Source organism: Streptomyces sp. CA-251387, assembly GCF_050936625.1.
In the GTDB taxonomy this organism is placed as follows: Bacteria; Actinomycetota; Actinomycetes; order Streptomycetales; family Streptomycetaceae; genus Streptomyces.
Genome location: NZ_JBNJMJ010000002.1, coordinates 129,137 through 146,216 on the forward strand (window position 1 = coordinate 129,137; position 17,080 = coordinate 146,216).

A 17,080-nucleotide genomic window follows, 5' to 3' on the forward strand; every position below is an offset into this window, starting at 1 on the left:
CTCGGGTGATGCGGTCTGCGCATCGGTGGTGCAGGTTCCGTTGCCGCGCGGGATGAAGGCTTCGCAGCGGTCGCAGCCACGGGCTTGTGCAGGAGTCGATCAGGATGAGCGGTCGCCAGCTGGCGGCTGACCCGTGGTCGGGGTCATGGTCGGGCCGACCATGACCCCGACCACGGAGTTCGTGTCCCCATCGTGACCGTGGTCGGGGTCCCGTGGTCGGTGGTCGGGTCGGGGGCGGCGGGTTTTCTCAGGTCAGCAATATCCGTTCTGACCTGGGAGTTTGACCATGTCTCCTAGCAAGCATGCCTCGGAGGGCGAGGCCGCTGCGCCGATGGCGGCGGGCGCCCGGCTGGAGGCGATGCGGCGCCGCGTCCGTCTTTCACGTCTGGCGTTCTGGACCGTCATCGCGGCCGGCCCGATCGCCCTGGGTGTGGCCGTCACGTCCACCCCGACCACGGTCGAGGCGGCCACTTCGGCCAAGCCCACCACGGCTGTGCGCACCACAGCGGCGGCCGCCGATCCTGCCGGCTATGCGCAGCTGTTCGTCAGCGTGTGGTTGCGCAGCAGCGCGGATGACGCCTCGACTGCGCAGGCGCGGCTTGCGCAGTCGATGGCGCCGGACGTGGAACTGCCCGACCCTGCCGCGGATGCGCAATCGACACCTCAGTCCGTGACGGCGGTGCGCAGTGCGCAGCGCGCGGACGGTGCGTGGTCGGTGACGGTGGCTGCGCAGTACACCGACGGATCGGTGCGGTACTACGCCGTGCCGGTGGCTGCCGATCGCGCGGGCGCCTCGTTCGCCGTGGCCGGTGCGCCGGGCGTGGTGGCCGGCCCGGCCCGGGCTGAGGTGCCGAAGTCGTCGTACGGCGTGACGGTCCCGGAGGGTGATCTGTCCGCCGCCGTCGGGGAGTTCCTCGCCGCTTACCTGACCGGTGCCGGAGAGGTGAGCCGCTACCTCGCGCCCGGCGTGACGCTGGCTCCGGTCTCCCCTGCCCCGTACGCGGCGGTCTCCGTCGAGCAGGTGTCCGCCGTCGAGGAGGTCGCGGCCGCCGAGCAGGTGCCGGCCGACGGCACGACGGTGCGAGTCCTCGCCCGGGTGAAAGCCCGGGACGCCAGCGGGCGGTGGCCGCTGGCGTACGAGCTCGCGCTCACGGCCCGCTCGGGCCGGTGGGAAGTCTCCGCGCTTGAGTCCGGCACTGCTCAGAACGGGGGTGCCCGGTGAACACCGTGAACAGTCTGATGCTCGCGGGGCAGCTGGACGACCTCGGCGACAACTGGATCACCATGTTCCAGGACTGGGCGACCAAGGGTCTGCAGGCCGGACTGCTCGTGCTCGTCGTCGTCATCATGATCCAGAAGTTCTCGCTCAAAGCCGGGATCGGCGCCCTGCTGCTGATGATCATCGCGCTGGGGTTGTACAACTCCCGCGAGGACCTCTCGGACATGTTCGAGGACGAGGTGAAGAACCCTGCCAAGGGTGCGCCCGCTGTTCCCGGCATCGTGCACGGTTCTGATCCCGTCGTACGGGAGCACTCCGCCGGCGTCGGGGGCTGGCTGTGAGCGCGGCCGCCGCTGGGCGGGTGGGGCGCTTCTACACCGCTGCCCGTCGTCATCCCTGGGTGCTGGGGAAGGTCGCGGACTGGAAGATCCCACTGGGCCCGTATACGCCTGCGCAGATCGCGGTCGCCGTCGGCGGCGGCTTCCTTCTAGTCAAGACGATCTCCTGGTGGTCGTGGATGGGGCCGATCCCGATCGCGGCCTGGCAGCTGGCGATCTGGGCGGTCCGCCGTCCGAAGATCGCCGGCCGTGCCCCGCTGCAGGCGGCGCTGGGCTGGGTGCTGCTGGGCTGGCAGCCGAAGGGAGGGCGGATCGGCGGGCGGGCCGCCCGCGACCGCGCGCCCCACCCGCTGCTCGGCGGCTTCACCATCGAGGGCACATCGAGCGTCGATCCGGCGATCACACCGCCCCGTGCGGCTCACCGGCGCACCGACCCGGCGCCGCACCCGAGGCCGGACGCAGCTGGCTCGTCCGCGCCGCACGGCACGGAACCGGCTACTCCCGTGGCGGCGGGGCCCGTGTCGGGCGTTCAGCAGCTGATCGCGCTCGCCCAGCAGGGGGGTGCGCGGTGAGGGTTCCGATCCGTCATATCGCCGGGCACCTGGTCTGGTCGACTCACGGCAGCGTGTGGGCCGTCTACCGCCTTCACCCGGGCCCAGACGCACAGGGACAGCGCGAGGAGACCGTCCAGGGAACGTACGTGGCCACGGCGGTCCGCGACGAACAGCTCGCCAAGATCACGCATTTAGTGCGGTCGTTGTCCGGGGCGCCGCGGCTGTTCGGGCTGTGTGCGCAGGTCGATCCCGGTGAGATCGCCCTGCGCATGATCGAGGGCATCGAGCCGGCCGACGAGGCCCCGGGCGCGGGTGTGCATCCGTGGGTGGAGAACGTCGAGGCGGCCCTGGATCTGCTGGACGACCAGGAGATGCACCGCCGCACCCTGTGGCTGGCGGTTCCGCTGCAGACCGAGACGGCCGGACTGCGCGTGTCGGCGTCGCTCGGCGCGGCGTGGGCGGAGCTGTCTCCGATGCTGGGCCTGCGTTCGGCGCCCGTGGCCCGGCGCGAGGTGACCGCTTACCGCGAGCAGGCCTCCCGGGTGGAGGCCGCACTCGCCGGCGGTATCGCGTTCCGTCCGGCCCGCCCGGCGGAGGTCGTGTGGATGATCCAGCACGCCCTCCACCGCGGGCTTGCCGAGCCGCTGCTGGCGGAAGCCGAGACCAGCGACCTGTACGGCGGGCACCTCCGGGACGGGGTGCTGCGCTCCCCCAGCTACGCCGACCTCGGCCAAGTGCGCCTGCAGGAAGGCGGCATCGACCCCGAGCTCGACGACGTCGATGAGCTCAAGAGCGGGGGTGGGATCACGCGGTCGGGCCGCACGGCCTGGTGGCGGCTGAGCACCGGCTCGCCGCTGGGGCGGCGCTGGCTGCAGGTCGAGTCCGACACCGGAGTGGGCTACCAGGCGCACTTGGCTCTGGCCGAATGCCCGCCCGCGGTCAGCCAGGACGCCGCCGACCTGTTCGCCCAGCTGGAAACCCTCGACTTCCCCGTCGACTACACCATCGACCTCACCCTCGTGCCCGCGGAGAAGGCCCGCGACCAAGTGCGGCGCAAGAAGAACGAACTCATCGACCAGGCCGATCAGTACGACGCCCGCCCCACCGGCATGCCCGCCTCGCTCACCGAGGCCGCCCGCGACCTGGGCGAGCTTGATGCCCGTCTCTCCCGCACCAGCGTGGAGGTCGAGGTGCAGTCCGTCACCGTCCTGACGGTGTGGGGGCCGACCGCCGCCATCTGCGACGCCCGGGCCCGCGCCCTGGCCGCGCTGCTGGGCGGCGCCGACTACCGCGCGGTGCGCCCGGCCGGCCTGCAGGAGGCCCTGTTCACCCTGGGCCTTCCCGGCACCGTACGCCCGGGTGTGGTGCGGGAGTTCACCCAGCACCAGATCTCCGAGGACTGGGCTTTGGGCGGGGCTTTCACCGCCGCGGAGGTCGGCGACCCCAACGGCATGTTCCTCGGCATCGACCTCGACTGCGGCACCACCCGCCCCGTGATGATCAATGTGGCGGATGCGCCCAAGGTGGATGCCTCCGCCTCCATGGGCATCGTCGGGGACCTGGGAGCGGGCAAGAGCGTCCTGCAGAAGCTGATCGCGGAGGCGGTGTGGGCGCGCGGCGGCTGCGCGATCTGTATCGACCGGACCCCCGTCCGCGAGTGGGCAACTTTCGCCCGCACCGCTGCTAGGGGCCGGGTCCAGATCATCGACGCCGCCCGGGCCGAGGTGTCCATCGACCCGCTGCGCATGTTCGACGGCCCCGAAGGCCGTCACTACGCCCTGTCCTACCTCACCCTGCAGCTCGGCATCGGCCCGATGAGCACCAACGGCGAGGTGCTGCACCACGCCGTCGAGCAGGCCGCCGCCAGCGACCAGCCGTCCATGCACCGTGTGCTTCAGGTCCTGGAGGAGATGGCCAGGAGCGAGGTCGGCAAGCGGCAGGACGCAGCCGCCAGCCTCGCCGGCCTGGTCCGCGTGGTCGCCACCAACTCGCTGGCGGCGATGGTGTTCGACCCCACGCTGCCGCCGGTGCATCTGGACGCCTCCAGCACCTCCGACATGATCGTGATCACGACGGCGGGTCTGAAGCTGCCGCCGAAGGCCGCGTTCGACAATCCGGAGGTCCTGCACCAGCAGCCGCTGGAGGCGCTGATCGGGCGCGCCGTGCTGTATCTGATCGCGGCGCTCGCCCGGCAGACCGCGTTCGAGGACCCGGCGCGGTTCACCGCGGTGGTCGCGGACGAGCTGTACTGGCTCACCTCCTCGGCCGAAGGCACCGCGCTGGTCCACGAGATCCTCCACGACGGCCGCAAGCACGGCGCGGGGCTGCTGGCCGCCTCGCACGACGCCGAGGAACTCGGCCCCGACCGCGGTCTGATGGCCTATCGGGCGCTCGCCCGCACCGCCGATCGCGAACGTGCCCGCCGCGGGCTGGAGTTCGTCGGCCTCGACCCGAACGACGGCGCGCTGCTGCGGCTGGTGACCACGGGCCTGTCCCCCGTCGGCCAAAGGGGCCGCGAGGGCGAGTTCCTGCTGACCTGCCCGCGGCAGAACACCGGCCGGATCAAGGTCTCCATCCCCCGCATCCCGCGCATCACCACGTCCATCACCACCACACCAGGACGCCGCACGAGCGCTGCCTCGCCCTCTGTGCCTGAGCCGCTCGCTGGTGAGTCCGCGGGGAACCGTCCGAAGGAACTTGTCTGATGACCGCCTCCTCTTTCCCCACATCCCGCTCCCGGCGCATCGCCACCGTGGCGAGCGTCCTGATGGCGATCACCCTGTCGGCCAGCGTGCTCGTCCTGGTTCTCGGGGCGAGCGTGCCGGAGTCGTGGTGGCCGCGCACAGGGCAAGCTTTCGCCGCCGACGCCTACTCCGGCTCCACGCGCCAGGACGCGTGCGGCCTGATCGCGGGGCCCGCCAAGGAGTACTGCGAGCGCGGTGCCACCTCCTGGACGGCGTCTGCGGCCAGGGCACCCCGTGACAGTGCCAGCCGGGCATGGATGCTGTTCCCGGCCGGCGCAGGAGTGGCTGCCCTCGTCGTGTGGCGGCGCCGGGGCACCCCTGGGCGGGGGCGGCGTCGAATGTGGCGCCCAGACCGCGGCACGCTCCGCTCGGCCGGTGTCATCGTCCTGTTCTCCGGCGTGTTCATCCTGGTCAACAGCCAGGTCGTGTACGCAGCAAGCAGCAACAGCGAGACCGGAGATCTCCTCGCACCGCTGAACATCTATTCGTCCGAGGGCGTGCCGATCAACGGCTACGAGCTGAACGCCGAAGGCGGCTCCATCGTCAGCTTCAAGACCCAGTCCCTCGCCTTCGCCCTGTCCGGCCTGTTCACCCTCATCCGGCTGCTGGTCGGGCTGGCAGGCTGGGCCATCGAGGTCGCCTTCCGGTTCCCCGTGCTGAAGATCCTCACCGGCCCAGCGCAGAAGGTCGCCGACGCCTACAACACCGTCGTCGTCGACACTCTCGGCCTCAAGGGACTCGTGCTCGCCTGGGCATTTGTTTTCGCCGGATTCATGATTGTGCGCGGCCGGGTCGGCCGCGGTCTTGGTGAGATCTTCCTGACCCTGCTGATCGCGGCGTTCGCCGCATCCACGTTCGTCCGCCCCGACTACCTGCTCGCCCAGAACGGGCCGCTGGGACAGACCCAGCAAGTGGCCGCCGAGGTCGCCCAGGAGAGCGTCAACTCCTATGCCTGGGGCGGCAAGCTCGCCAGCAAGGGCCCGTGCGACGGCATGGCCGGCAACGCCGAGATCAAGTGCCTGGAGCGGGAAGCCGAAGCCCCCGTCTCCTCAACCGACGTGGCCCGCCCGCTCCAGGACTCAGTCACCAACGCGCTGATCGTGAAGCCGTACATGCTGCTGCAGTACGGGCGCATCCTCGACCCCGCGAAGAAATCCGACAGCAAGGCGTACGCCGTCCACCTGAAGTGGCTCACAGGCGGCTACAAGGCGGGCTCCAAGGACCGCACGGACGCCTGCAGCCTGGTCTACGGTCCGGCCAAGCAGTACTGCCTGCGTGACAACGACAACGCCCCGGATGGGAACGACGGCCTGCCCTCCCTCACCCCAGGCGGGGAACTGCTGGACACCGCCTCCCCGGTTGTCAGCGAGGAGGACAAGGAGTTCGCCGCCTTCCTCGCCGACCTGAAGAAGGCTGGTCCGGTCGGCAAGGCGTGCGCTGCGTACGCCGCAAAGCCCACCTGGTGGCGGGTCGGCGGCGCCCTCCTGCTGCTGATCGCCGCCCTGTTCATCTGCGGCATGCTGCTCTCCAGCGCGATCGTCCTGCTCGGCACCCAGGGCGTCTGCGCCGCAGCAGCGGGAGCCGCCGGCGTCACCTTCATCGCGGGCATGCTGCCCGGGCCCGCCCGCCAGTCAGTGTGGAAGTGGCTGTCCCTGTGGGGCATCGCGATCTTGGTCGTGGTCGGGATCTGCGCTTTCGTGCCGTTCTTCGGGATCGCCGTCGACGCGACCATCACCGACGGCCCCGACCTGATGGTGGAGCGGATCCTGCTGATCGACGTCCTCGCCATTGCCGGTGCGGCCGGGCACCGCCGCCTGCTGACCGGGATCACGTCCTTCGGGCGGCGCATGGCAATGCGGATGCGCTACGCCAAGGTCGGCGGCACTCACATGCCCGGCGACACCTCCGAGCTTGGCGCCGCGCTTGCCATGAACTCCCCCGCCGCACTGGGCGGATACGGCGGCCTGCGCGCGTTCACCGGCGGTGGTGGCGGCCGGTACGGGATGCTCGGCACCCGCCAGAGGCTGATGGGCGCGCTCGCCTCCCTATTCGACGGCGCGGGCATGCCGGTGGACACCGGCCGTGTCCTGGCCGATGCAGGCGCCGAAGCCGGGCGCGGTCTCGCCCCGCTGACCGCGGCCGCGGCCGTGGGCGGGCTGGGCGCACGCCTTGGCGCCAAGGGCGCGCACTGGCTGCTGATCGGCCGCCGTCCGGACAGGGAGCAGCTGGCCAAGTGGCGCAAGCCCACCGCCGGCGGCGACCCGAACGCGGGCGGTCCGTCGGACGGCGGCGACGGTGGTTCAGGGGGCGCGGGGCCGCGTCGGCCCGGCGGCCCGCCCGACCGCTACCGCAACGAGCAGGGCCAGATCGTCGACCGCCGCACCGGCCAGATCCTGCACGACCAGAACACCGACCGCACGTTGCTGTCCACCCGCGCTCACAACCGGCTGGTCCGTCTGCGCGGCTACCGCATCCTGAACAGGGGCGGCCGGGCCGCCTACGGAGCCACGGTCGGCCTGCCGGCCAACATCCGCCGGGCCCGCGCGGGCAGCTCGCGCTACTCCCAGGATGCCCGCCAGCAGGTGCGCGTGTGGGGCAACACCGTCCGCGAGGACGGCCGCGCCTGGCCAGCCACGGCGCGGAGCATCTCCCGCGTCATGCGGGAGAGGGGCGACGACCGCACTGACACGGCGCCCTTGGTCTCACGTCGCCTGCCCGTCAGCAACGGGCCCGGTTCGACTCAGCCAGCTACTGCCCGCGCCTCCGAGGCGCCTGCAGCCGGCGGTGCACGCCCCCGGTCCTCGTTTGCTCCGGACCCCGGCGCGCTGCAGCGGCTGCTGGACGATCCGGCGGAACTGCGCCGCCAGACGATCGCGAACGTCGCGGCCGTGGACCCCTCCCTGGCACGAGCCATGCAGGGCCGCGCACAGCCGCCGTCGCGCCAGCCGTCCGTGCAGCCCGACACCACCAGCGATGGCACCCGCGCCCAGGCGCGGGCCCGGTTCCAGGAGTTGATGCGCAGAACCGCACCCGAGGCCGACCGGCTGCGGCAGCAGCACTCCAGGCCGGACGACGACCTCGACCACCCGGACTTCACGGAGTAGCGGCATCGGGCTCGTGAAGACCCGGGCGTCCAGGGGCCACCAGGCAGACGAAGGGAGTGGGAACGCGTGAGGACCACCAGGCGCCGCATGGCGCGGTGGGGGTGCGTGGTGGTGCTGTTGCTGTTCGCCGCCGTGTGCTGCGCCGCCCCGGTAGGCAACGCGATCAGCGCATACGTCGCCCTGGAGACGGGTGCTCAGGACGACGGCGGGATCGCCGAGGGCGGCACGGCCGCGGACATCCCGCCGCGCATGCTGACCGCGTACAAGAAGGCCGTCCACCAGGTCGGCAAACATGTGCCGAAGTGCCAGGGCATGCGCTGGCCGATCCTCGCCGGGATCGCCAAGGTCGAGTCCAACCACGCGGTAGGCAGGAGCATCGCCGAGAACGGAGACATCCGCCCGAAGGTCTACGGGGTGCTCCTCAACGAATCCGGGGCCGGCGGCAACACCACCGTCTTCCCGGACACCGACGGCGGCAAATGGGACGGCACCTCTCAAGGTGAGCGTGCCGTCGGCCCCTTCCAGTTCCTGCCCTCCACCTGGGAAGGCGTCGGCAAGGACGCCAACAGCGACAAGGCCGCCGACCCCCACAACGCCGACGACGCCGCGCTCGGCGCCGCAATCTACCTATGCGGAGGCGGCCGTGACCTGACCAAGCGCGCCCAGCTCAAGGCCGCCATCCTGCAGTACAACCACTCCAATGAGTACGTCGCCAACGTGCTCGGCTGGATCGACCAGTACACGGCGGCCGCAAAGAACCCGGACCTGAAGAACGTGACGGGGAAGGTCCGCAGGGTCATCGAGGCAGCGCTCTCCCAGCAGGGCGTCCCGTACTCGTGGGGCGGCGGTAACGCCAAGGGCCCGTCGACAGGGATCTGCTGCTCTCCCGGCGGGAAGAGCGGCGCGAACATCAACGGCTTCGACTGCTCGGGTCTGACGCTCTACGCGTACGCCAAGGGTGGCATTCGCCTGCCGCGCATCGCGGCCGCCCAGGCCGGAGTCGGCCAGCGGATCCCTGCCAGCCTCGGCACCAGCGCGCTCAAGCCCGGCGACCTCGTCTTCTACGCCACCGCTCCCGGACGCGATTCCACGATCTATCACGTCGGCATCTACGTGGGCAGTGGACAGATGATCAACGCCCCCCGCCCGGGCACCGTGGTGCGCCTGGACTCCGTCAACACGATGTCGGGCTTTGCGGGGGGAGCACGGCTGCTGTGACCACCACCGACCGCTCACCGCGTCTGCTGTTGCTCAGCACCATCCTGTTCGCCGTCGTCGGCGTCGTCTTGCTGAGCGTGCCGCACGGCCCGAAGTCACCAGCTCCCGAGTCGTCGACCGCGAGCGCGGATCTGCCGTCTGCGGCGTCAGTGCCTGCCGACGGCAAGGCGACCGTCGGCGCGGCCTCCTCCACGGCGCCCGCCGCGTCGACGCCGTCGGTCCTCGAGTCCGTTCTGCCGCCGCACGGCGAGGGCGCGGCCGGCGACCGGGCTGTCCAGCGGTCGTTGGAAGCGGCCTGGCCCGCTGACTTTCCCGCAAGCGAGGAGCGGGCGTTGCTCGCCGCCGGGCGCGCGCTACTACGCGCGGACGCCACCGGAGTCGGCCGCGCTAAGTGGCCAGAGGTCTTCCCCGATTCGGGCCAGGCGGTAGCACCGGCGTTCGCCACCGCTCGCTTCCGTATCCAGGCCGCGATCGCCCGCCGTGACGGCGGCCCGGACAAGGCGGTGGTCCATCTGGTGTGGGCTGGCATGGACCGCGGCGGCACCTTCACCGATCTGCGCATCACCGACTGGTTCTTCACCCGCACAATCAAGAAGGGAGCAGCGACGTGGACTCCGCAGCCCCGTACCTGACGGACCGGGCCGATGACACGGCCTCTGGTCAGGTACTCGGCCTGATCACCGGCCTGGTCGACGCCGGCGACTGGCTCTACGACCACTGGTACCTGCTCGCCCTGGCCATCGCCGCGTGCTGGGGAGTGGGCGAGTTGGTAGTACGTCGGCTCGCGGCTAGGGCTTCGGCCGAGCGGATGGCCCTGGAGCTCGTCTCCAACAGGCATTTCGACCCGAGCCTGGAGGAGATCTTCCGGCGCGGCGTTCAGCTGGCCCGCGCATCGACGGCCATGCCCTGGTGGGCGCCGCGCAGAGCCAAGGCCGTGCAGATCCGGCTGCGCGCGGACGGCAGTGCGCCGTTGCGCTACCGCATCGAGGGCCCGGCGGGCGGTGAACGCTTGTTGTCCATCACCCCGTTCGGGCCGGACGTCACTGTCAACCGCGCCCGACCGATCGTCGACGAGCCGCGGACGCACACGGTGCGGGCCGAGTTCATCCTGCGTGGCAAGCTCACCTCTCCGCTGCGCGAGGTTCCGCTCACTCCCGACCCGCTTCAGCCGCTCGTCGACGCCGTGGCCGACCTGCGCGCCGAGCTCGGCGACCTCGCCGAGATCCGGCTCGACATCCAGCGCGCCCCCAAGTGGGCGCTCAGGGCCCGGCGCGTGCAGCTGATGGGCGCCGCGCGCCGGTCCGAACGCCGGGAGGCCCAGCGGTCCGCGCGTTGGCTGCGGCGGGACGCCAGCGGCATCGAGGACTCCCTGGGCTGGCAGTTGCAGCAGCTCCTCAGTGACAAACCCGGGGCGGGATCCGGTCGGCGGCTGGTGATGCCGCCGGTGCCTCGTCGAGTGGAGCCGACCGAGGCGCTGGGCAAGCTCGCCGAGGACGACCACTTGGTTCGGGTCCAACTGCTGGTGATGTGCGCCTCGAACACCGAAGGCCGCGCTCAGGCCCGACTCGCCCAGCTCCAGGCCGCATTCGACGTCTTCGGCGGCCGCTCCCGGTGGGCCATGCGCGGTTGGCGACTGGGACCGTGGCGGGTGGGCGCCGACCACTGGCCCACCCGGCACGGCTTCGAGCGCCGCTGGAATCTGGGGCACTGCCAGCCGCCTCGCGCGAACTGGGTCCGGCTGGAGGAGTTGTGCGGCCTGCTTAAGCCCCCCACCGTGCACTGCCGTCTGCCCGTGCTCGCTGGTGATCTGCCGACCTTCGAATTCGGCGATCCCGAGTTGCTCCTGCAGGGCATCTACCGGGGCCCGGACGGCAGGGAGCGGATGGTCGCCACCTACGCCGAGGAGACCCTGTTCGAGGTCGGGGTCGGCAAGGCTGGCGGCGGCAAGACGGAGCGGGCCCTGGCGCAGGCGATCGGCTGGGCGCACGCGGGCGGAGGGCTGATCTTCGTCGACCCGCACCGCGACTCCTGGCCGCGGGCCACCACGTTCCTGGCGCACGAGCCCCTGATGCCGCGGATCGCGCTGATCGACCTCAACGGCCTGAGCCCCAACCCGCGGGTGAGTTCGTGGAATCCGCTCGGTATGCACCAGGGCCAGGCAGCGCACGAGGTCGTCGAAGCGATCGCCGACGCCTACGCCTCCGCACTGGCCTGGGACGACGCCACAGCCCCGCGCGCGCTCACCATCCTCACCGCCGCGCTGGCCGTCCTGGTCGCGGTCAACGAGGCGGCCTGCCAGGCCGGCCGGCCCGAGGACCAGGCCACGATCTTCCACGTACGGGCCCTGCTCGCCGACGTCAAGTTCCGCAAGGCAGCGCTCGCCGCGGTGGCCGACCGCCTGGATGAGGAGACCCGCTCATGGTGGCAGGCGGTGTTCCCGACCCTGCCGCCCGACGCGTTCGCCGTCGTCCTCAATCCGATCGCCCGGCTGGCCGCCAACCCGGTCACGCGCGCCTTCCTCGGTCAGCCGGTCGGCGTTTACAACATCCGTGCCGCGATGGACTCCAAGATGATCGTGTGGGTGTGCCCGGGCGGCAACGGGCCCACCGACCGCCTCTTGACCGCGCTCCTCGCCCGCGACCTGCTACGCGCCGCACGCTCCCGGCGCGATACGCCTGAGGACAAGCGGGTGCCGTTCCGCCCGTACTTCGACGAGCTGATCACGCTGACCGGCGCGGCCCCAGAGACCATCGCGAGCATGTTTGAGGATCTCCGGAAGTACCGGTGCCACATCCACGGCATGACCCAGCTGCTGGCCCGCCTGCCGTCCGCGGTGCGGCTGTCCCTGGTGCAGAACGCGTCCACGCTGGCCACGACCGCCGGTTCGAAGTCTGCGATCGCGCCCATCACCGCAGAGTGGGGCGATACCCCCAGCCCCGACCGGGTCGCCACCATGGAGCGGTTCGAGCACTTCGTCTCCATGAACGTGCACGGACGCCGTATCGGGCCCATCCAGCTGCGTGGGCCCCATCTCAATGACGTCTTCGCGGCCCAGGCCCGCCCGAAGGACGTCCCCGCGCTGGAGCGAGCTGCCCAGGCGAACGCTGGGGCGCTCCCACTGGATCAGCTCACCGACCGCGCCGCCGAACAGCTCGGCCGTGTCGCGGCCTTCCTCGCCGAGCACTCCCCTGCCGGCGCCGCCGCTGTCGACCTGTCGAAGGAGAAGGAGTTCGGATGACCACCGCCCAGCCGAAGGACCGTACGACGGCGGGTTTCACGCCCAGTCCTGTGGAGCCGCTCGCGCATCAGCTCTTGGCCACCCTCGCCCAGCACCGCATGGCCTCCACCAATCAGTTGCATGTCCTGCTGCGGCCCGACCGCTCCCGCCAGTCCGTCTCGGAGCGCCTGAACGAGCTGCTCGGCAAGCGCCTGGTCGACTTCGTGGTGCTGCCGCAGTCGCACCGCACCCGGGTCTGGTACCTCACGCCGAAGGGCGCCCGCCTGACGAGAGACTGGCCCGCACTGCGCGGCCGCCCGCCCTATCCGATCACCTCAAGCACGGCCGCCTCGCTGAAAACTCCCCACACCCTCACCGTCCTGCGCACACATCTGGAGTTCGTCGCCGATGCTCGTCGTCGCGGCGACGAGCACGGCCACCTCGACTGGACGCCTGAGGTGTTCCACTCGATCGGCGACGGTGAAAAGGTCGTGGCCGACGCGGTCATGCACTACACCCTCATCGACGGCCAACAGCGGCGGAAACTGAGGGCGTTCGTCGAGGTCGACCGGGCCACTATGAGCAGCGAGCGCCTGGCGGCCAAGCTGATCGAGTACGCGAGATTGTGGACCTACGATCCGCAGCCGGCCGGTCGGCGCCGGAATCCGACCGGGCAGGGATGGCTGCGTTGGTACCCGGTGTTTCCCCGGGTCCTCTTCGTGCTGACCGGTGCTGGGCGCCAGGCGATGGACAACCGAATCAGCGACCTCAAGGCCATGGTCGCCCACCATCCGCTCGTGGCTGACCTCGCCCGCGAAGTGCCGCTGGGAGCGGTCGTGCTGGACGACCTGGAAGAGCACGGCCCCACCTCTGACGTGTGGGTCCCTCTGGCTGGCGGCAAGCCCCGCTCGTGGACCGAGCTGTGAGGCCACGACGACGCGTCCACTGGCCGAACGTCGCAGCCTTGCAACCACTGCCGAAACCCCTTGATATTTGCGCTTGCGAATGACTAGCTTACTTCTGCACGCCGAGGCCTCCGCTCGCAACAGCCAAGGCGCGCAACGACATTAGGGAGCACCAGATGCAGCAAGCCACTGGTGATGTTCGCACCTACGAAACGGCGCCTGATGGCGGGTGGCCAGCCCGAACGCAGACCATCTCGTACGTCGGGAACGCCTGCGTGATCCAGGGGAGCGGCGATTTCGACTTCGCCGATCTGCATACGGTGCGCTGCCGTTTCCCCCGCCGGCACGTCACCCTCGACGGCGACGTGATCACGGTATGGCCACCGCCCGCCGGGTGGAGTGAGGCGAAATCTATCCTGCCCGGCTCAACAGGCCCCACATGGAAAGGAAGCAGTGCCATGACCGGTTGATGCAACACGGCGCGCGGAAGGCGCCTGAGCGCTCACACACACAACAGATTCACAAGGTCCGTTCGATCCGGCGGACACTTCCCGCCGTGTGCGTGCGCGACGAGCGAAGCAACAGGACTACAAATCGACATCTGGTTCCGAAAGTGACCGGATACGTCCCGAGATGTACGAGTGAACTCAAATATCAAGCTGGGAAGTTGACTGGCATATGCGTAATCTGGCGGTCACGCAAACGCATTACCGCAGCTGGACCAGGCCGCGGTTCCGGCCCTCCGCATGTCGGAGGCTTGGGCAGCGGTCGAACCGCACCGCGTCGTACGGGGAGACAACGTGAGAGCTACACAACGACGCTCATCAGGGCACAATATCGCCGCTGTTCGCACCCGGAAGCACGCAACTGCACTACTCCTCGCCAGCAGTCTGCTGGCGCTGGCCGGTTGTAGCGACAGCGGCGCGGATGCGTCACCGTCCACCACCAGCCCTACCTCTACGGCTAGCTCGGCGTCTCCCAGTTCCACTGCCGACGCCGAGAACGCCGCCGTCATCGCGGCGTACACCAGCTCGTGGGACGCGCAGACCGAGGCCTACAAGAAGGCCTCCTCTGCGGGCACCGACCTGAAGAAGACCACCACCTTCCGGGCCTTGGCCGACATCGAGAGGGACTTGTCGGCCATGCGGACGGCCGGACAGGTGACGACCGGGAAACCGGTGATCCATCCGAAGGTCATCAAGGTCACCGACGCCAAGATCCCCACGGCCACGGTCACGGACTGCGTCGACACGACGAACTGGACGCTGATCGACAAGGCATCGAAGAAGAAGGTCCCGCTGCCGACGGAACGACTCACCAAATACGTCAGCACCGCAACGCTTGAAAAGTGGGGGACGAAGTGGATGGTCACGAAGTTGACCGCTCAAGATCAGTCCTGCTAGCCCGTCGTCTCGCGGTGCTCACCGGCACCCTTGTCTTGGCCACGGCCGGTATCTCGCACGCCGACGGTGATCCCGACGTCGATGCGGGCGAGTGCCAGGTCGTGAAGTTCTGCGTCGGTGTCGGTGTCGGTGACGAGACCGACGGCAGCGGCGGCCAGGCGGGCGGCGCACAGGGCGGCAGCGGCGACACCACAGGCCTGCAGTGCAAATACACCAAGATCGAGCCCAAGCCGCCAGCCGAGCACCCGGCTTGGAAGGGCCAAGATCCCAAGAAGTCCGACATGTACTTCTACTCGTGTTGGGACCCCACCAAGCCCGCTGGGGAGCAACAGCAAGAGCTTGACGGCTTCGTCGCCGTGCCCGCGGGACAGAATCCCGCTCCGCAGGTGGACCCCCAGGAGCTGGCCCAGCAGGCGGTCGACTCCATGACGCTGCTCGGCCCGGACATCGCAAGCCCTAAGGCAGCCGGGAAGTACACCGTGGGTGTACCGATGTGGATGTGGGTCAACCAGAGCGCCACGACCTTCGGGCCGAATACCGCGTCGGCCTCGGCGGGCGGGGTGACCGTCACCGCCACCGCGAAGGTCTCGAAGATCGTGTGGCAGATGGGGGACGGCACAAGCGTGACCTGCAACGGCCCCGGTACGAAGTACCAGGCATCCCAGGGCATGGCCAAGTCGCCGACCTGCGGGCACGTGTACTCCAAGACCTCAGCCGGTGCCCAGGGCGGTAAGTACCAGGTCACGGCGACCTCGACGTGGACCATCGACTGGCAGGGCGGCGGGCAGGCCGGCCAGCTCACCGAGATCCGGCAAACCAACGTGCAGGTGGCGATCGGCGAGCTGCAGGTCGTCAGGTAGCCGCCGGAAGGACAGAACGTTGAGCAAGACACACGAACGCAAGGCCCCTGTGAACGGCGTGCCGCCGCAGATGCAGGTGGCTGGCCCGGTGACACCTCCTCGGGTGTCGGCGCGCAGGCGCCGCCCGGGCGTGATCGCCTTGTCGCTGGCGTTGATCGCTGCTGGTGGCGCGGGGGTCGCGGTCCTGCTGCTGCAGGGCGGCCACCGCACCGAGGTGGTGACCGTGGTCCGCGACGTGCAGGTCGGGCAGGTTCTCACCGAGCAGGATCTGGGCGAGGCCTCGGTCGCGCTGGACCCGGCCGTGAAGGCTGTCGAGGCCGACGACCTGAAGTCGGTGGTGGGCAAGCGGGCCGCGGTCGAGCTCAAGCCCGGCTCGCTTCTTGCTCCGTCGCAGGTGACGAAGGATTCCCTGGTCAAGCCGGGAGAGCAGCTGGTGCCGATCGGCCTGAAGCCGGAGCAGGTGCCGGCCACGGATCTGGTGCCGGGGCAGAAGGTGCAGCTGGTTCATGTCCCGGCTCAGGGCACGGCGGCCTCGGACGCGGAAAGCGATACGCCGCCCGAGACGATCGCAGGTCGGGTGGTGAAGGCGTCCAAGGCCGCGCCCGGGACCGGCGTGGTGGTCGTCGATGTGGCCACAGCCACGGCCGAAGGCCCGACTGCCGCAGCCTGGGTGTCGGCCGGCACGCTGCGGCTGGTCCTGGACGCTCCGGACGGCAGCTGATGAGTGTGATCGCGCTGGCCGGCTGCAGTGGAGCGCCGGGGGTGACCACGACGGCGCTGGCGCTGCTGCTGAACTGGCCGCTGCAGCCGGGCCGCAAGATGATCCTTGCCGAGTGCGACCCGGACGGTGGTTCCGTGCTCCACGGCCTGCTGCAGGGCACTCTCGGCGATCGGTACGGGCTGCGGAACCTGTCGGTCGCCGTCCGCAAAGGCGAGTTCAGTGACGCGTTCTGGCGGCAGCTGATCGATCTGAGCAGTGATGACGGCAGGCAGGAGTCGCCGCGCGACCGGCTGTTGCTGCCCGGTCTCACCGATCCCGCTCAGGCGGCGAGCATGGGCCCGGTCTGGAAGGTCTTGGCCCAGATGTTCCGCGGTATCGACGCCGAGACCGACCATGACGTGCTGATCGATCTCGGCCGCTCGGGGGCGTTCGGGCCCGCTGGTGTGCTGGCCGAGCAGGCCGACCAGGTGCTGGTGGTGGTGCGCAATACGCTGCGCTGCCTGCAGGCCGCTCAGGCCCGGGTGAGCGCTCTGGAGGAACGCGTCGGCGGGGTCGGCCTGGTCATGATTGACGAAGGTCCCTATCCCGCCGGCGAAGTGCAGCGCGTGCTGCAGGTCCCTGTGGTGGCGAAGTTTCCGTACGCCCCGGCCGACGCCAAGGTGTTGTCCGACGGGGCCGAGCAGCCCCGCCGCTATGCCAAGTCGGCGCTGATGCAGGCGGCCCGTGTGGGCGCTACCCCGCTCGTGCAGCGCGCGGCCATGCGCCGCGCGCGCCTCGCGCCGGGAGGGAGGTGACCC

14 protein-coding genes are annotated in these 17,080 nt (G+C 70.2%); all 14 read left to right on the forward strand.

Annotation, left to right across the window (positions count from 1 at the left end; genetic code table 11):
* Positions 1–286 precede the first annotated feature (286 nt).
* The 14 genes from ACQEV2_RS42205 (at position 287) to ACQEV2_RS42270 (ending at position 17,077) form a co-directional block, all read left to right on the forward strand.
* Positions 287–1,222, forward strand: coding sequence for a conjugal transfer protein (locus tag ACQEV2_RS42205; protein WP_433055605.1), 936 nt, complete (start codon positions 287–289; stop codon positions 1,220–1,222).
* Positions 1,219–1,560: a hypothetical protein gene (locus ACQEV2_RS42210; protein WP_433055608.1), complete on the forward strand. Its 342-nt coding sequence runs from the start codon at positions 1,219–1,221 to the stop codon at positions 1,558–1,560. The genes ACQEV2_RS42205 and ACQEV2_RS42210 overlap by 4 nt, the downstream gene beginning before the upstream one ends.
* Positions 1,557–2,129 (forward strand): hypothetical protein, encoded by a 573-nt coding sequence (locus tag ACQEV2_RS42215; RefSeq protein WP_433055611.1) that lies wholly within the window; start codon positions 1,557–1,559, stop codon positions 2,127–2,129. Before ACQEV2_RS42210 ends, ACQEV2_RS42215 begins: the two co-directional genes overlap by 4 nt.
* Positions 2,126–4,816, forward strand: coding sequence for an ATP-binding protein (locus tag ACQEV2_RS42220; RefSeq protein WP_433055614.1), 2,691 nt, complete (start codon positions 2,126–2,128; stop codon positions 4,814–4,816). The genes ACQEV2_RS42215 and ACQEV2_RS42220 overlap by 4 nt, the downstream gene beginning before the upstream one ends.
* Complete coding sequence (locus ACQEV2_RS42225) at positions 4,816–7,959, forward strand: hypothetical protein (protein WP_433055617.1); 3,144 nt, start codon at positions 4,816–4,818, stop codon at positions 7,957–7,959. Before ACQEV2_RS42220 ends, ACQEV2_RS42225 begins: the two co-directional genes overlap by 1 nt.
* 66 nt (positions 7,960–8,025) lie before the next feature.
* Positions 8,026–9,177 (forward strand): C40 family peptidase, encoded by a 1,152-nt coding sequence (locus tag ACQEV2_RS42230; protein WP_433055620.1) that lies wholly within the window; start codon positions 8,026–8,028, stop codon positions 9,175–9,177.
* Entirely contained in the window at positions 9,174–9,809 is a 636-nt protein-coding gene (locus ACQEV2_RS42235; protein WP_433055623.1) for a hypothetical protein, read from the forward strand. Before ACQEV2_RS42230 ends, ACQEV2_RS42235 begins: the two co-directional genes overlap by 4 nt.
* Positions 9,785–12,415 (forward strand): ATP/GTP-binding protein, encoded by a 2,631-nt coding sequence (locus ACQEV2_RS42240; protein ID WP_433055626.1) that lies wholly within the window; start codon positions 9,785–9,787, stop codon positions 12,413–12,415. Before ACQEV2_RS42235 ends, ACQEV2_RS42240 begins: the two co-directional genes overlap by 25 nt.
* Positions 12,412–13,320 (forward strand): replication-relaxation family protein, encoded by a 909-nt coding sequence (locus tag ACQEV2_RS42245; RefSeq protein WP_433055629.1) that lies wholly within the window; start codon positions 12,412–12,414, stop codon positions 13,318–13,320. The genes ACQEV2_RS42240 and ACQEV2_RS42245 overlap by 4 nt, the downstream gene beginning before the upstream one ends.
* A 155-nt stretch (positions 13,321–13,475) precedes the next feature.
* A complete protein-coding gene (locus ACQEV2_RS42250) occupies positions 13,476–13,769 on the forward strand; it encodes a hypothetical protein (protein WP_433055632.1) in 294 nt (97 codons plus the stop codon).
* Positions 13,770–14,045: 276 nt separating this feature from the next.
* Positions 14,046–14,702 (forward strand): hypothetical protein, encoded by a 657-nt coding sequence (locus tag ACQEV2_RS42255; RefSeq protein WP_433055635.1) that lies wholly within the window; start codon positions 14,046–14,048, stop codon positions 14,700–14,702.
* Complete coding sequence (locus tag ACQEV2_RS42260) at positions 14,648–15,562, forward strand: ATP/GTP-binding protein (protein ID WP_433055638.1); 915 nt, start codon at positions 14,648–14,650, stop codon at positions 15,560–15,562. The genes ACQEV2_RS42255 and ACQEV2_RS42260 overlap by 55 nt, the downstream gene beginning before the upstream one ends.
* 70 nt (positions 15,563–15,632) lie before the next feature.
* On the forward strand, positions 15,633–16,283 hold the full coding sequence (locus ACQEV2_RS42265) for an SAF domain-containing protein (protein ID WP_433056095.1): 651 nt from the start codon (positions 15,633–15,635) through the stop codon (positions 16,281–16,283).
* Positions 16,283–17,077, forward strand: a complete 795-nt coding sequence (locus ACQEV2_RS42270) for a hypothetical protein (RefSeq protein ID WP_433055641.1) — start codon at positions 16,283–16,285, stop codon at positions 17,075–17,077. Before ACQEV2_RS42265 ends, ACQEV2_RS42270 begins: the two co-directional genes overlap by 1 nt.
* Positions 17,078–17,080: the final 3 nt, after the last annotated feature.

Bases quoted from the DNA above. Each gene is read 5' to 3' on its own strand.
- ACQEV2_RS42205 (WP_433055605.1), top strand. From the start codon at position 287: ATGTCTCCTAGCAAGCATGCCTCGGAGGGCGAGGCCGCTGCGCCGATG.
- ACQEV2_RS42225 (WP_433055617.1), top strand. From the start codon at position 4,816: ATGACCGCCTCCTCTTTCCCCACATCCCGCTCCCGGCGCATCGCCACC.
- ACQEV2_RS42245 (WP_433055629.1), top strand. From the start codon at position 12,412: ATGACCACCGCCCAGCCGAAGGACCGTACGACGGCGGGTTTCACGCCC.
- ACQEV2_RS42250 (WP_433055632.1), top strand. From the start codon at position 13,476: ATGCAGCAAGCCACTGGTGATGTTCGCACCTACGAAACGGCGCCTGAT.
- ACQEV2_RS42255 (WP_433055635.1), top strand. From the start codon at position 14,046: ATGTCGGAGGCTTGGGCAGCGGTCGAACCGCACCGCGTCGTACGGGGA.
- ACQEV2_RS42265 (WP_433056095.1), top strand. From the start codon at position 15,633: ATGCAGGTGGCTGGCCCGGTGACACCTCCTCGGGTGTCGGCGCGCAGG.
- ACQEV2_RS42270 (WP_433055641.1), top strand. From the start codon at position 16,283: ATGAGTGTGATCGCGCTGGCCGGCTGCAGTGGAGCGCCGGGGGTGACC.